Here is a 14832-nt window from a genome sequence, read left to right as displayed (position 1 = left end):
CCTTCGTGAGGATCAGCGCGTCAGGTCAGTGCGGCGCGTCTGCGTTGTCACCCGGGCCGACAGGTCCTGACGGGCGGGCGTGGAACGGGGCGGAGGGCTCGCCGGCGGCAGCCGCGATCGAGTCCTTGGCAGCTGCGACGACGGCGTCGGCGGTGATGCCGAACTTGTCGTAGAGCGTCTGGTAGTCGGCGGAGGCGCCGAAGTGCTCGAGGCTCACGATGCGACCGGCATCGCCGACCACGTCGCGCCAGCCGAGCGAGATGCCGGCCTCGACCGACACGCGCGCCCGCAGCGACGGCGGGATGACCTCGTCGCGGTAGGCGGCGTCCTGCTCCTCGAACCACTCGCGGCTCGGCATCGAGACCACCCGGGCAGCGATGCCCTCGGCGGCGAGCAGCTCGCGGGCCTTGACCGCGATCTGCACCTCGGACCCGGTGCCGAACAAGATGACGTCGGGCTCGCCGTCGGCATCGATCAGCGTGTAGGCGCCCCTGGCCGTCTGGTCGGCCGTGGCCCAGCCGTCGGTGCCGCGCGGGAACGTCGGCAGGTTCTGCCGGCTCAGCGCGAGGGCGGACGGACGGTCGGTGTGGCCGAGGATGGTGCGCCACGCCTCGATCGTCTCGTTGGCGTCGGCCGGACGGATGACGTCGAGCCCGGGGATCGCCCGCAGCGCGGCGAGGTGCTCGACCGGCTGGTGCGTCGGTCCGTCCTCGCCGAGACCGATCGAGTCGTGCGTCCAGACGTAGGTGACCGGCAGCTCCTGCAGGGCCGCGAGGCGGACCGACGGGCGCATGTAGTCGCTGAACACGAGGAACGTGCCGCCGTAGGGGCGCGTGAGCCCGTGCTGGACGATGCCGTTCATGATCGCGCCCATGGCGTGCTCGCGGATGCCGAAGTGCAGCACGCGGCCGTACCAGTCGCCCTGGAACTTCGCGGTCGAGCGCTCGGGCGGGAGGAACGACGGCTCGCCCTTGGGCGTCGTGTTGTTGGAGCCGGCGAGGTCGGCCGAGCCGCCCCACAGCTCGGGGAGGCCGGCGACGGCGGCGGAGAGGAACTCGCCGGACGCGACGCGGGTCGCGACACCCTTCTCGCTGGCCTCGTAGACCGGCAGGTCGGCGTCCCAGCCCTCGGGCAGGTCGCGCGACGCGAGGCGCTCGAGCAGTGCCGCACCCTCGGGCGAGGCGGTGCGCCACGCGTCGAAGGAAGACTGCCACTCGGCGTGGGCCTGCTCGCCGCGGGTGCGGGCGCCGTGGGTGTGCTCGATGACGTCGTCGTCGACGATGAACGTCTTCTCGGGGTCGAAGCCGAGCAGCGTCTTGGTCGCCTTGATCTCGTCGTCGCCGAGGGCCGAGCCGTGCGAGCCGCCGGTGTTCTGGGCGGTCGGGGCGGGCCAGGCGATGATCGTGCGCAGGCGGATGAAGCTCGGGCGGTCGGTGACGGCCGCGGCGGCCTGGTAGGCGTCCCACAGGGCCTGGACGTCCTCGGCGTAGCCGGTGCCGCCGTTGGTCCAGTCGACGGTCTGCACGTGCCAGCCGTACGCCTCGTAGCGCGCGGCGACGTCCTCGGTGAACGCGACGTTGGTGTCGTCCTCGATCGAGATGCGGTTGTCGTCCCACAGGAGCGTCAGGTTGCCGAGCTGCTGCGTGCCCGCGAGCGACGACGCCTCGGCCGAGACACCCTCCTGCAGGTCGCCGTCGGAGGCGATGACGTAGACGTGGTGGTCGAACGGGCTCTCGCCGGCGCCGGTGCTCGGGTCGAGCAGGCCACGCTCACGGCGGGCCGCCATGGCCATGCCGACCGCGTTGGCGATGCCCTGGCCGAGGGGACCGGTGGTGACCTCGACGCCGGGCGTGTGGCGGTACTCGGGGTGGCCGGGGGTCTGGCTGCCCCACGTGCGCAGGCTCTTGAGGTCGTCGAGCGTCATCGGGTAGCCAGCGAGGTAGAGCTGGATGTACTGGGTGAGGCTCGAGTGGCCGCACGACAGCACGAACCGGTCACGGCCGACCCAGTGCGGATCGCTCGGGTCGTGGCGCATCAGCTTCTGGTAGTGCAGGTAGGCCACGGGGGCCAGGCTCATCGCCGTCCCGGGATGACCGTTGCCGACCTTCTGCACGGCGTCGGCGGCCAGGAGACGGACGGTGTCCACGGCCTTCTTGTCGGTGTCTGTCCACTCCAGCGCGGGGGTTTCGGACGTCACAGCGGTGGCTCCTGAGGGTCGTTCGACGATGGTGGTCGACGGGCTTCGCAGGCCGTCACGCCGAGCCTACTCGCGTCCTTTAGACTGATGCACGTGACTGCCGTTGATGTGAACTCCGCCCACCCTGCGGACGTACCCACATCTCCCTCGTTCAGCGATGTCGTCAAGGGCTATGTGGCCCTGACCAAGCCGCGCATCATCGAGCTGCTGCTCCTGACGACGGTGCCTGTCATGTTCCTCGCGGAGCAGGGCGTCCCGTCGTTCTGGCTCGTCATCGCGACCTTCGTCGGAGGTGCGCTGTCGGCCGGAAGCGCCAACGCGCTCAACTGTGTCGTCGACGCCGACATCGACCAGCTGATGCGCCGCACCTCGCGTCGCCCGCTGGCCCGCCACCAGATCCCGACGCGCAACGCCTTGATCTTCGGGCTCGTGCTCGGCGTCGTGTCGACCGCGATCCTCGGCTTCTGGGTCAACTGGCTCTCGGCCGGCCTCGCGCTGGCGGCCAACGTCTTCTACGTCATCGGCTACACGATGATCCTCAAGCGCCGCACGACCCAGAACATCGTGTGGGGCGGCGCCGCCGGCTGCTTCCCGGCGATGATCGGCTGGACCGCCGTCACCGGTGAGCTCGCCCTGGCGCCGGTCGTGCTGTTCCTCGTGGTGTTCTTCTGGACGCCGCCGCACTTCTGGTCGCTCGCGATGCGCTACCGCGAGGACTACGCCGCGGCCAGCGTGCCGATGCTCCCGTCGGTCGTCGGCTCGGCCGAGGTCGCTCGCCAGATCGTCATCTACACGTGGGTCATGGTCGGCACGTCGCTGCTGCTGTGGCCGCTCACGCCGACGGGTTGGTTCTACCCGGCCGTCGCGATCGTGCTGGGCATCGTCTTCCTGATCGAGGCCTACGACCTCAAGTCGCGCGCCCAGGACACCGAGGAGTTGTCGGTCCTCAAGCCGATGCGCCTGTTCCACTACTCCAACGCCTACCTCGCGCTGCTGTTCGTCGCCGCAGCGGTCGATCCGTTCCTGCGCTAGGCGTGATCCGGCAGCTCGAGCCCGACGACTGGGCCGACTGGCGTCTGCTCCGGCAGCGGTCCCTGCGCGAGGATCCGGCGGCCTTCTCGTCGTCCACGGTGATGTGGACGGGCGACGCCGACACCGAGGATCGCTGGCGGTCGCGCATCGCCGACGGGCCGTGCTTCGTGGCCTACGACGACGGGGTGCCGGTCGGCATGGCCGCCGGCGACGTCGAGGGTGACCGCGTCGCCCTGATCTCGATGTGGGTGGCACCCGAGGCGAGGCGCCAGGGCATCGGCCGCGGGCTGATCGCTGCGGTGGTGCGGTGGGCCGCAGGTCGCGAGCTGAGCCTGCGGGTCATCGACGGCAACACCCCGGCGATCACGGCCTACGAGGCAGCCGGCTTCGTCCTGCAGGACGGCGTCGACCACGAGGGCTGTCGACACATGGTGCGGCCGCGGGTGCCCTACCGGCTGGTGAGGTCGGCCGACCTGAGGTTCGCGACGACGTTCCTCGGCCGGTTCAGGCAGGTGGGGCTGCGCGGCGTGCTGTCCGACCTCAACCGCACGGCGAGCCACACCGACGTGCCGGCCGAGGCCGCGGCGTACGGCATGGCGTGGCAGCACGACGACCAGACCACCGAGCGGTGGTTCCCGCAGGGCATCACGACGTCGGCCGACGCCTACGGCCCGGAGCCGACCGGTGGCATGTTCGAGGGCCACGACGTCGTGCTGGCGAGCTGGTACGGCAAGGGTCGTCTGGGTCGACGGCTCGGGTCGCGCCTCTCGGTGATCGACTGGCACGACGACCAGCCACCTCGCTACCGCCACGTCCTGCTGGTGGAGCCTCGGCGTCGCTGGGGGTTCCTGTGGCTGCGCCGCGTCAAGATCCACGCCGGCGGCATCGTCTGGTACGGCGACCACCTCTTCGTGGCCGGCAGCTCGTCGGGCATCCGGGTGTTCCGCCTCGACGACCTCGTCCGGGTGGGCAACAGGCTTCGCGCCGCGGGATATCGCTACGTCCTGCCGCAGCTCACGGTCTACGCCGCCGAGCACGACTCCGGCGCCGGGCCGCTGACCTACTCGTTCATGTCGCTCGACCGCGCCGGCACCGACGACCACCTGGTGGCGGGGGAGTACGGCCGCAAGGGCGGCAGCCACCGGCTCATCAGCTATGCGATCGACCGCGGGACCGGGCTGCTGCGCAGCGACGACCGAGGCACGTCGGTCGCCACCGAGATGCACGACCGCCAGGTCGCCCGCATGCAGGGCGCGGTGGTCGCCGACGGGCGCTGGGTCGTGACGTCCAGCAACGGCGAGGGCCTGCCGGGCGACCTGTGGGTCGGTTCGCCCGGGGCGTTCACCCGGCACCGCGGCGTGCTGCCGACGGGCCCCGAGGACATCACCTACCTGCCCCAGCGCCGCCAGCTCTGGTCACTCACCGAGTGGCCGGGGCGACGGTGGGTCTATGCGATCGAGGCCGATCGGTGGTTCGATCAGACCCGCAGCACCGACACCACCCAGGAGAGCCCATGAGCGTCGACCCCACCGGACACGACCTGAAGCGTTATCTCGCCGAGGACGGCGGCGGCCCGGTCGTCATGCTCAACCTGCTGAAGTTCACGCCGACCGGTCGGCCGTCCTACGACGAGTACGCCCGCGAGATCCTGCCGTTCCTGCAGAAGGTCGGCGGACGGGTCGTCTACATCGGCGACACCTCGACGGCGCTGGTCGCGCCCGACGGCTTCGACTGGGACGCCGTGCTGCTGGTCGAGTACCCGAGCCGGGCGGCGTTCAGCGCGATGGTCGCCGACCCGGACTACCAGGCCATCACCCACCTGCGCACCGAGGCGCTGTCCGACGCGGTGCTGCAGGCCACCTCGCCGCGCGGCCGCTGACGGTCACGCCGTGAGCCGCCAGCCGGCCACGTCGATGAGGAAGTGCGCGAGCACGAGCGCACCGAGGTAGAACGTCGAGACGGCCAGCGCCGCGGCGATCCGCTGCGCGACCCCGCGGTCGCGGGTCTCGCGGAACGCGTAGGCGGTCGCCCAGCCGAGGGCGGCCTCGGCGGGGAGGACGTACACCGCGACGCCGGCGATGCGATGCGTGTCTCCCGTCGGCTCCCACAGCCCGAGCCCCGGTGCTGCGAGCTCGCTGCCGAGGAACACGACGGCTGCCAGCAGCGCGGCCCGACCCGGGTGCCCGCCCGCGAGCGCGACGGCCACGAAGAGCGGCGCGACCCACATCCCCGCCATCGCCACGGGGATGACGTCGTCGACCCGGATGCTTCCGGTGTCAGGGAACCGCAACGTGCCGACGAGGTCGGCCAGCACCCAGTCGGGCAGCACCTGGAAGACCGAGACCGCCACGAGGAACGCGGCCAGCGCAGCCAGGTCGGGACGTCCGGCGCGACGGCACGCGACCTGCAGCGCGACGACGTACGCCACGACGGTGAGCAGCACGCCCCAGCCCTTCGCGGGGGCGTCGAGCGAGAGCACCACCGCTCCGGCGAGTCCGAGGGCGACATGGACGGCGACGACGGGCCCGAGGCCGTGGCGCGTGGCGGTGAGCGTGGAGGACACAGACGAACCGTAGGGGCACCACGGACCCGTGGCAACGGGAGACGCGGAGATCAGGTGTCAGGCGCCGAGGAGCAGGTCGAGCAGCTCGCCGACCGCCCGGGCGTTGCCGGCGACGTGCCACCGGTGTCCGCGATGCTCGACGACCTCGGCCCGACCGCCCGCCGCGCGGACGAGCGCCTGGCCGGGGAGCCAGTCCCAGTCGGGGCACGAGTGCTGGGCCCACACCCCGACGCGGCCGCCGGCGACACCGGCGAGGTCGCAGGAGCCCGATCCGAGCATCCGCGGTGTCGCGACGCCGCCGACGATCGCGAGCCAGACCTCACGGACGTCCGGGTCGGTGAGCGTCGTCGGGTGGACGTAGGTCGCGAGGCTGCACTCGGCGAGCGGGCGGTCGACGAGCCGGGTGACCGGGACACCGTCGAGCGTGGTGGGGTGATCACGTCCACCGAGCCAGGTCTCGCCGGTCACGGGCTGGTGCACCGCCCCGAGCACGGTGCCGTCGGCGTCCTCGAGCGCCAGGGCGCTGCACCAGTAGGCGAGGCCGGAGAAGAAGTTGTAGGTGCCGTCGACGGGGTCGATGACCCAACGGCGACCCGTGGTGCCGTCGTGCTGGGTGCCCTCCTCGCCGAGGATGCCGTCGTCGGGACGCTCGTGCTGCAGCGTCGTCGTCACGAGCTCCTCGGCGGCGTGGTCGGCCGCCGTGACCACGTCGCTGACGGACGTCTTCTGCTGGGCGTCGAGCCCCGCAGCGCGCATCGTGGCAGCGAGAGCCCCGGCCTCGGTGACGAGCTGCTCGGCGAGGCGGAGGTCGTCCACGGGCTCAGACCTTCGTCGCGTGGTCGCGGGGCAGGGGAGTCGCGGGTGCCGCGTCGTCCGGCGTGAGCAGCAGGCGCGTGGCGACGGCCACCAGGACGGCCGCGCCGACCAGGTGCGTCGCGACGAGCGCGATCGGCAGGTCGGTGAAGTACTGCACGAACCCGATGACGCCTTGGGCGAGCTCGACGACGAGCAGGACGACCGCGGCAGACCGCACGCGGCCGGTCGAGCGCCAGATCAGCAGGAGCGTCAGCGCCACGAGCACATAGACGCTGACCGCGTGGACGTGGCTCATGACCTGGGGGTCGAGCATGTTGCGGGGCGCCTCGTCGTCGCCCGCGTGCGGTCCGGATCCGGTGACCACGGTGCCGAGGTAGACCGTGACCCAGGCCGACAGGTAGGTCGCCAGCACGAGCGGGCCGCGGGACGGACGCCCCTCCTCGCCGCGGACGCGGACGACCAGCAGCATCGACGCGGCGATCAGCAGCATCGAGAGGATCAGGTGCAGCGACACGATCCACGGGTTGAGGTCGGTGAGCACGGTGATGCCGCCGATGACGCCCTGGAACGGCACGCCGAGGGCGATCAGGGCTGTCAGGCGGCGCAGCTCGCGGCTGGTGCCCGACCAGCGCCACACGGCCACGAACGTGGCGACGACGACGGCGATCAGCACGTACGTGAGCATGCGGTTGCCGAACTCGATGACGCCGTGCAGCCCGAGCTCGCGGTGCGGCACGAACGACTCGTCGGTGCACTTGGGCCACGTCGGGCAGCCGAGGCCGGAGCCGGTCAGGCGGACCAGCCCGCCCGTCAGCACGATCACGGTGTTGGCCACCACCGCAGCCCACGCCCACCGCTCGACGGCGGTGCGGTCGGGGTCGCGCAGGCCCAGTGTCACTGCCATCAGATCACTCCCACTTGAACGTCCTCGAGACCAACAGGCTGGCGCACACCGTCCAGAGCAGCAGCACGACGGTGGTGAAGGCGGTGGGGCCGTCGCCGGCGAACGTGTCGCGCAGACCCTGCCCGAGCGCGCCCGACGGCAGCAGCTCGAGCACGTGACGGGCGGCCTCCGGGTAGCGGCTCAGCGGCACCAGCAGCCCGCCGCCGACCAGGAGGAGGACGTAGACGAGGTTGGCGACTGCGAGCGTCGCCTCGGCGCGCAGCGTGCCGGCGATGAGCAGGCCGAGGGCGCCGAAGGCCGCCGTGCCGAGCACCACAAGCAGCAGCACCTGGCCGAAGGCGGTGAGTCCGCCGTGGGGCTCCCAGCCGAGCAGGAGCCCGACACCCGACAGGACCGAGAGCTGGACGGCCTCGACGATCACGACGGCGCCGACCTTGCCGAACAGCAGGCCCCAGCGCGGCAACGGAGAGGCGCCGAGGCGCTTGATGATGCCGTAGCGGCGCTCGAAGCCGGTCGCGATCGCCAGCGAGGTGAACGAGGTCGACAGCACCGCGAGCGCGAGGATGCCGGGCGTGATGATGTCGATCGTGCGGCCCGGCCCGAGGTCGACGACCTGGTTGGCCTTGGCTCCCAGGATGAGCAGCACCAGCGGGATGACCATCGTGAGCAGCACCTGCTCGCCGTTGCGGCACTGCAGGCGCAGCTCCATCACGGTCTGGGCGCGCAGCATCGCCGACCGCGGCGCGGAGCCGGGACGCGGGCTCAGGTCGAGGCTCATCGCAGGGCCTTCCCGGTGAGCTCGAGGAACCGGTCCTCGAGGGTCTGACGCTCCACCAGCAGCGACTCGGTGAGCACGCCCTGCCCGGCGCACCACGCCGTGAGGGTCGCGAGCAGCTCGGGGTCGACCTCGCCCGCGATCACGTAGGAGCCGGGGCTGATCTCGTCGACCTTGGTGTCGTGGGGGAGCGCGAGCATGAGGTTCTCGATGTCGAGGCCCGGACGGGCGGTGAACCGGACGGTGTTCTTGGCGCCCGACGACGCGAGGGCCGCGGGGGTGCCCGACGCGATGACCTTGCCGGCGTCGACGATGTGGATCAGGTCGGACAGCGCCTCGGCCTCGTCCATGAAGTGGGTCGTGAGCACCGTGGTCACGCCACTGGAGCGCAGCTCGGCGATGAGCTCCCACGTCGAGCGGCGTGCGGCGGGGTCGAGGCCTGCGGTCGGCTCGTCGAGGAACAGCAGCTCGGGTCGACCGACGACCGCCATCGCCAGGCTCAGGCGCTGCTGCTGGCCGCCGGAGAGCCGGCGATAGGGGGTCGTCCCGTACGAGCCCATGCCGAGGCGCTCGATGAGCAGGTCGACGTCGAGCGGGTGTGCGTGCAGCGAGGCGATGTGGCGGAGCATCTCGTACGAGCGCGCGCCCGACCACGCGCCGCCGGACTGCAGCATCACGCCGACCCGGGGGCGCAGCAGGTGCCCCTCGGCGACGGGGTCGAGACCCAGGACGCGCACCGTGCCGCTCTGCGGCGTGCGGAATCCCTCGCAGGTCTCGATCGTCGTCGTCTTGCCCGCGCCGTTGGGGCCGAGGATCGCGGTGACCGTGCCGAGCTCCACCGCGAGGTCGAGGCCGTCGACGGCGGTGACCGAGCCGTATCGCATGACGAGGTCGATGACCTCGACGGCGGGCTGGTTCACCCATCCAGTGTAGGTGTCGCACGAACGCCGCTCGTCTTAGGCTGTGCTGCATGGATCTCCCCGTGATGCCGCCGGTCAAGCCGATGCTGGCGAAGTCGGTGAAGGGCGTGCCGGCTGCCGACTCGGTCGACGGCGGGCTGTCGTACGAGCCCAAGTGGGACGGCTTTCGCTGCATCGTCTTCCGCGACGGCGACGAGGTCGCGCTGGCGAGCCGGTCGACCAAGGAGCTGACCCGCTACTTCCCCGAGATCGTCGAGGCGGTCCTGGCCGAGACGCCCGATCGGTGCGTGCTCGACGGCGAGATCTTCCTGGCCGTCGAGGGGCGGCTGGAGTTCGACGTCCTGTCGCAGCGGATCCACCCGGCAGCCTCGCGGGTCACGATGCTGGCCGAGCAGACCCCGGCGTCGTTCGTGGCGTTCGACCTGCTGGCGCTGGGCGACGAGTCGTTGATGGACGAGCCGTTCTCCGTACGCCGTGCGCGGCTGGAGGAGGCGTTGGCGTCGGCCTCCGCGCCGATCCACGTGACCCGCACGACGACCGACGCTTCGGTCGCTGAGGAGTGGTTCGGCATCTTCGAGGGGGCAGGGCTCGACGGCGTCGTCGCCAAGCCGCTCGCGAAGGCGTACGCGCCCAACGGCCGCACGATGCTCAAGATCAAGCACGCCCGCACCGCCGACGTCGTGGTCGCCGGCTATCGGCTGCACAAGACGTCCACCGCCGAACGTCCGCTGCTCGGCTCGTTGCTGCTGGGCCTCTACGCCGACGACGGACGGCTGCAGCACGTGGGCGTCGCGGCGTCGTTCTCCGACGTCCGACGCGCCGAGCTGGTCGAGCAGCTCGCGCCACTGGTCGTCGACACGGCCGATCACCCATGGGGTCAGTGGCAGGACGCGGACGCGCAGGCGTCGTCGCGGCTGCCCGGCGGTCAGAGTCGGTGGACCGGCACCAAGGACCTGTCGTTCGTGACGCTCTCGCCCGATCTCGTCGCCGAGGTCGGCTACGAGCACATGGAGGGCGACCGCTTCCGCCACACCGCACAGTTCAAGCGGTGGAGGCCCGATCGCGAGCCGCAGAGCTGCACGTACGAGCAGCTCGAGGAGGTCGCGAAGTACGACCTCGGCGACATCCTGACCTGACGCAGCGTCACGCCCCGCTGCAGGTGGATCTGCAACCTCACCCTGCCATCGCAGGTCGATGCTCAACCTTCTGGCGGTCCTTGAGGTTGAGCTTCCACCGCCGCGGCGGGGTCGGGGCACGATGGGGTGGAGGATCCACCGCCCCGGCTAGGGGGAGAGGCCGCGGAGACGCTCGACGAAGGCCTCGTCGGGCACGACGTCGCCCGAGGCGCGGAGCTTGCGCTGCAGCTCGACCGACAGCTCACCGGCGGTCTTGACCTCGGTGTGCAGGCGCTCCATCGTCGTGTCGAGCTCGCCGGCGGTCTCCGCCGCCTGTCGCAGGCCCTCGAGCAGCGACTCGGGCACCTCTTCGCGGTACTTGTAGTGGATCTTGTGCTCCAGGCTCGCCCAGAAGTCCATCGCGATCGTGCGCATCTGCACCTCCACGAGCACCGGCACCTCGCCGTCGCTCATGAACACCGGCACCTCGATCAGGGCGTGCAGGCTGCGGTAGCCGTTGGGCTTGGGGTCGGTGATGTAGTCGCGGATGTCGACGACGTTGACGTCCGACTGGCTCGTGAGCAGCTCGAACACGTGATAGACGTCCGACACGAAGCTGCAGGTCACCCGCACCCCTGCGATGTCGGTGATCTTCTCGGTGATCGACTCGAAGGTGGGCTCGCAGTTCTTGCGGCCCATCTTCTCCAGGATGCTGTCGGGGTTCTTGAGCCTCGACGAGATGTTCTCGATGGGGTTGGTGTCGTGGAGGTGGGCGAACTCGTCACGCAGGATCGACAGCTTGGTGACGATCTCCTCCATGCCGAACTTGTATCGCATCATGAAACGCGTGAAGTCCTGGCGGAGCTGCTGGGACTCCTCGGACGAGAAGTCGCCGGAGGGCTGCTCGATGAGACGGCCGAGATCCATCCGTGCAGGCGTGGGGTCCACGAGTGTCACTCTAGACAGGGTGTCCATGACGCGGCTGTGAGGTCTCTCGGCCGCTGCTGCACCTTCGCAGCCCTACATTGGCCGGGTGAAGGACACCGCGCGTCTTCTCCGCACCCTGGTCGACAACATCCCGGCCATGGTCGGCTACTGGGATCGCGACCTGCTCAACGTCCTGGCCAACGACGCGTACGTCGAGTGGTTCGGCATGTCGCCGGAGCAGATGCTGGGACTGCACATCCGCGAGGTCATCGGCGAGGACCTGTTCGCCAAGAACCTCCCGTTCATCAAGGCAGCACTCGCAGGGGAGCCGCAGCTGTTCGACCGCGAGATCGTCGACGCGTCCGGGGTCCTGAGGTTCTCGCAGGCCTACTACATCCCCGACATCGACGAATCCGAGCAGGTCAACGGCTTCTTCGTCCTGGTGGTCGACGTGTCGCCCCGGGTGCGGGCCGAGCGGGAGCTCGCCGCGGCGCACGCGGAGATGGCGCGCCGAGCCACGACGGACGCCTTGACCGGCCTGTTCAACCGCGCCCTGCTGGAGGAGCGCCTCGAGCAGGCGGTGACCGCCCGCGCTCGAAACGGATCGGCCATCGCCCTGCTGATGATCGACCTCGACCACTTCAAGCCGGTGAACGACCAGCACGGCCATGCGGCCGGTGACGTGCTGCTCGTCGAGGTGGCGGCCCGCCTGCGATCAGCCGTGCGTCAGACCGACGTGGTCGCACGGGTCGGCGGCGACGAGTTCGTCGTGCTCTGCCCCGAGATCACCGGACCCGACGAGGTCGGCGACCTGGCCGATCGTCTGGTCGACGTGCTGGGGCAGCACCTCGTCCTGCCCGACGTCGCCGAGCCGATGTCGGTCGGCGGCAGCGTCGGCGTGGTCGTCACGGGCCCCTCGACCCGTGGAGGACGCCTCACGGCTGCGGCACTGATGCGCGAGGCAGACCGCAGGATGTACGACGCCAAGCACGCAGGTCGCGGTCGCTGGCAGGGCGGGCCACCGCTGAGAGGCTGACCCGGCCGTTGGCGGAGTCAGTCCTTCTTCGCCTTGCTGGGCTGCACCCGCTTCGGCTCGCCCGGCATCTTGGGGTACTCCGGCGGGTACGGCATCTCGGTCGGGTCGGCCGCCCACAGCTCGAGCAGCGGGTCGAGGGAGTGCGCGACGTCGTCGATCTCGGCCCACGCGTCACCGTCGGTGGCGAGCTTGGCCGGGACGGTGTGCAGTGTGAAGGCGCGCGGGTCGTCGAGGGCCGCGAGCTCGTCCCAGGTCACCGGCATCGAGACGGTGGCGCCGGGGGAGGGACGCAGGCTGTATGCCGAGGCGATGGTGCGGTCGCGGCAGTTCTGGTTGAAGTCGATGAAGATGTTGTCGCCCCGCTCCTCCTTCCACCAGTGGGTGGTGACCCCGTCGGTGCGGCGCTCGAGCTCGCGGGCGAAGGCGATCGCGGCGTGCCGGACGTCCGTGAACGTCCACGACGGCTCGATGCGGGCATAGACGTGGACGCCGCGCTTGCCGCTCGTCTTGGCGAAGGCACGGATGCCGTGCTCGGCGAACAGGTCCCGCGCGACCGCGGCGACGCGCACGGCGTCGGCGAACGTGGCGGTGCCGAACGGGTCGAGGTCGATGCGCAGCTCGTCGGGGCGGTCGTTGTCGGCGCGCCGCGTCGGCCAGGGGTGAAAGGTGACCGCTCCCATGTGCGCCGCCCACGCGGCGACCGCGACCTCCGTCATGCACATCTCGTCGGCAGGACGTCCGGAGGGGAACAGCACGCGGGTGCTCTCGACGTAGTCGGGCGCGCCGCGCATCATCCTCTTTTGATAGAAGGCGTCGCCGTGCCCGTCGGAACGGGTCGACATGACCATCCCCTCGCGGATGCCCTTGGGCCAGCGCTCCAGCGCGACCGGACGCTCGCGGAGCGCCCGCATCAGCCCGTCGGCGACGGCGACGTAGTACTCGGCGACCATCACCTTGGTGACCTCGGCGGAGAAGTCGGTCGCCTCGTAGATCACCCGCGTCGGGCTCGAGACCCGTACCTGCCGGCCCCCTGCGTCGATGTGCACCGCGTCGCTCGCCATGACGACACTCTAGGACGGCGACAGGCCCCTGTGGATGCTCGCTCGTCGTTGTCGCCAGACCTTGCAAGGATGGGGTCATGGGACAGGACAGCCGACGACGCCGCGACGCCAGACGGCAGGCGCACCCGCGATCGGCCCGCGTCGCACCTCCCGCGACGGGACGCACCGCGCTGTCCCGGGCGGAGATCATGACCCTCGTCGAGGTGGCCGTGCGCCACGCCCTCGTCTCGGCCCAGGTCGCCGGCCCGCGGATCGCGACGCTCAACGACATCGGTGCCGCCGCCGACGACCCGGCGCTCGATCCGGCACGGCTGGTCGTCGACGAGGTGCTGGCCCGGATCGGCGCTGCGTGGGAGCACGGCTGGCAGCCGCTCGAGCTCGTCCACGCCACCCGTCGCCGTACGTCGGCCCCGGCCGCACGCTGGATCGCCCAGGCGGTGCTGATCGAGGCCGACCGGTCGGCGGCCGAGCGTCGCGCGCCGCAGGCCTGGGTCGAGCAGCTGCGCATCGTGGCGTCGCGGCACGGTGCACTCGAGGGCGCCGATGATCTGCTGGCGCTGCGCGGACAGGCCTCCACCGCCGACTGGGTCGCCGCGCTCACGGTGCTCGACCTCGTCCGGCGGCTGCCCCGGTCGCAGCTGCTCATGCCGCCCCCGTCCGGGTGGGGGCGACCGCACCGGGTCGCATCGTCCTCGCCGCGGCCCACCGGGGCCCAGGCCAAGACCCTCACCCGCGTCCGCGCGCTGCTGGCCAAGGCCGAGTCCACGGAGTTCACCGCCGAGGCCGAGGCGTTCACCGCCAAGGCCCAGGACCTCATGACCCGTCACTCGATCGACGAGGCGCTGCTGGCCGACGAGGCGGGGGAGTCGCTCGTGGTCCAGGGCGTCCGGGTGCTGATCCACCACCCCTACGCGATGGAGAAGGCGGGACTTCTCGACGTCGTCGCCCGGGCCAACCGCACGCGCGCGGTCTGGAACGACTTCGCGAGCTGCATGACGATCGTCGGCGTCCCGACCGACCTCGTGCAGGTCGAGATGCTGTTCACCTCGACCCTCGTGCAGGCGACCACTGCCATGACCCACGCCGGCCAGGTACCCGGGCGGTCGGGTCCCGACCGGTCGACGGCGTTCCGCAAGGCCTTCCTCACGGCCTACGCGTCGCGCATCGGCGAGCGTCTCACCGCGTCGACGGACGAGGCGGTGGCCGACTACGGGGGAGGCCTCCTGCCCGTCCTGAGGCGCCAGGCCGCCGCGATCGACGAGGAGTTCGAGCGACTCTTCCCTCACGTCACCACCGGGTCGCGCCGCACCCGGTTCGACGCCCGGGGGTGGGAGGAGGGTCTTCGCGCCGCCGACGCGGCCGTCCTGCCCTCGGGCATGGTCGAGTCCTGACGACACGCCCACGTGACGCGTGTCACGACGGCGTCCGGCCCGGTCTCCAACGCCACGGAAGACGTCGTTAGGACCGGCGAAGAGGCCGCGCTCAC

14 protein-coding genes are annotated in these 14832 nt (G+C 71.0%); 6 read left to right on the top strand and 8 right to left on the bottom strand.

Annotated elements, in window-relative coordinates:
• Positions 1–25 precede the first annotated feature (25 nt).
• Complete coding sequence (gene tkt / locus HQK15_RS13270) at positions 26–2197, bottom strand: transketolase (RefSeq protein WP_173491960.1); 2172 nt, start codon at positions 2195–2197, stop codon at positions 26–28.
• An 87-nt stretch (positions 2198–2284) separates the two neighbouring features.
• On the opposite strand from tkt, the gene HQK15_RS13265 reads away from it, so the two are divergent.
• The 3 genes from HQK15_RS13265 to HQK15_RS13255 are packed head-to-tail and all read left to right on the top strand — an operon-like array spanning position 2285 to position 5108.
• Positions 2285–3229 carry a heme o synthase gene (locus tag HQK15_RS13265; RefSeq protein WP_173491959.1) on the top strand — a complete coding sequence of 315 codons (945 nt, stop codon included), beginning with the start codon at positions 2285–2287 and terminating at the stop codon, positions 3227–3229.
• A 2-nt stretch (positions 3230–3231) separates the two neighbouring features.
• Positions 3232–4746, top strand: coding sequence for a GNAT family N-acetyltransferase (locus tag HQK15_RS13260; RefSeq protein ID WP_173491958.1), 1515 nt, complete (start codon positions 3232–3234; stop codon positions 4744–4746).
• Complete coding sequence (locus HQK15_RS13255) at positions 4743–5108, top strand: DUF1330 domain-containing protein (protein WP_173491957.1); 366 nt, start codon at positions 4743–4745, stop codon at positions 5106–5108. Before HQK15_RS13260 ends, HQK15_RS13255 begins: the two co-directional genes overlap by 4 nt.
• 3 nt (positions 5109–5111) lie before the next feature.
• On the opposite strand, the gene HQK15_RS13250 is transcribed toward HQK15_RS13255, so the two are convergent.
• Genes HQK15_RS13250 through HQK15_RS13230 form a run of 5 tightly spaced genes read right to left on the bottom strand, consistent with a single transcriptional unit; the run spans position 5112 to position 9207 of the window.
• Complete coding sequence (locus HQK15_RS13250) at positions 5112–5792, bottom strand: DUF6989 domain-containing protein (protein WP_173491956.1); 681 nt, start codon at positions 5790–5792, stop codon at positions 5112–5114.
• Positions 5793–5849: 57 nt separating this feature from the next.
• Positions 5850–6608, bottom strand: coding sequence for an inositol monophosphatase family protein (locus tag HQK15_RS13245; RefSeq protein ID WP_367649176.1), 759 nt, complete (start codon positions 6606–6608; stop codon positions 5850–5852).
• 4 nt (positions 6609–6612) lie between these two features.
• On the bottom strand, positions 6613–7512 hold the full coding sequence (locus tag HQK15_RS13240) for a COX15/CtaA family protein (RefSeq protein WP_173491955.1): 900 nt from the start codon (positions 7510–7512) through the stop codon (positions 6613–6615).
• A gap of 4 nt (positions 7513–7516) precedes the next feature.
• Positions 7517–8290 carry an ABC transporter permease gene (locus HQK15_RS13235; protein ID WP_173491954.1) on the bottom strand — a complete coding sequence of 258 codons (774 nt, stop codon included), beginning with the start codon at positions 8288–8290 and terminating at the stop codon, positions 7517–7519.
• Positions 8287–9207, bottom strand: a complete 921-nt coding sequence (locus HQK15_RS13230; RefSeq protein ID WP_367649175.1) for an ABC transporter ATP-binding protein — start codon at positions 9205–9207, stop codon at positions 8287–8289. Before HQK15_RS13230 ends, HQK15_RS13235 begins: the two co-directional genes overlap by 4 nt.
• Before the next feature lie 50 nt (positions 9208–9257).
• Between HQK15_RS13230 and HQK15_RS13225 the strand changes: the two genes are divergently transcribed.
• Positions 9258–10343, top strand: a complete 1086-nt coding sequence (locus tag HQK15_RS13225) for an ATP-dependent DNA ligase (RefSeq protein ID WP_173491953.1) — start codon at positions 9258–9260, stop codon at positions 10341–10343.
• Positions 10344–10490: 147 nt separating this feature from the next.
• Here the strand turns inward: HQK15_RS13225 and HQK15_RS13220 are convergent, their stop codons facing one another.
• Positions 10491–11270, bottom strand: a complete 780-nt coding sequence (locus tag HQK15_RS13220) for a GTP pyrophosphokinase (RefSeq protein ID WP_367649174.1) — start codon at positions 11268–11270, stop codon at positions 10491–10493.
• A gap of 85 nt (positions 11271–11355) precedes the next feature.
• On the opposite strand from HQK15_RS13220, the gene HQK15_RS19140 reads away from it, so the two are divergent.
• A complete protein-coding gene (locus tag HQK15_RS19140) occupies positions 11356–12285 on the top strand; it encodes a diguanylate cyclase (RefSeq protein ID WP_173491952.1) in 930 nt (309 codons plus the stop codon).
• Positions 12286–12302: 17 nt separating this feature from the next.
• On the opposite strand, the gene HQK15_RS13210 is transcribed toward HQK15_RS19140, so the two are convergent.
• Positions 12303–13346 (bottom strand): DNA polymerase domain-containing protein, encoded by a 1044-nt coding sequence (locus tag HQK15_RS13210; protein WP_173491951.1) that lies wholly within the window; start codon positions 13344–13346, stop codon positions 12303–12305.
• 77 nt (positions 13347–13423) lie between these two features.
• Between HQK15_RS13210 and HQK15_RS13205 the strand changes: the two genes are divergently transcribed.
• The gene (locus tag HQK15_RS13205) at positions 13424–14737 is read left to right on the top strand and encodes a DUF2786 domain-containing protein (RefSeq protein WP_173491950.1); all 1314 of its coding nucleotides are present in this window, start codon (positions 13424–13426) and stop codon (positions 14735–14737) included.
• Positions 14738–14832: the final 95 nt, after the last annotated feature.

Source organism: Aeromicrobium stalagmiti (assembly GCF_013283745.1).
Classification (GTDB): domain Bacteria; phylum Actinomycetota; class Actinomycetes; order Propionibacteriales; family Nocardioidaceae; genus Aeromicrobium; species Aeromicrobium stalagmiti.
Note: the sequence above shows the minus strand (reverse complement) of the source record. Positions and strands in the feature narration are given on the sequence as shown.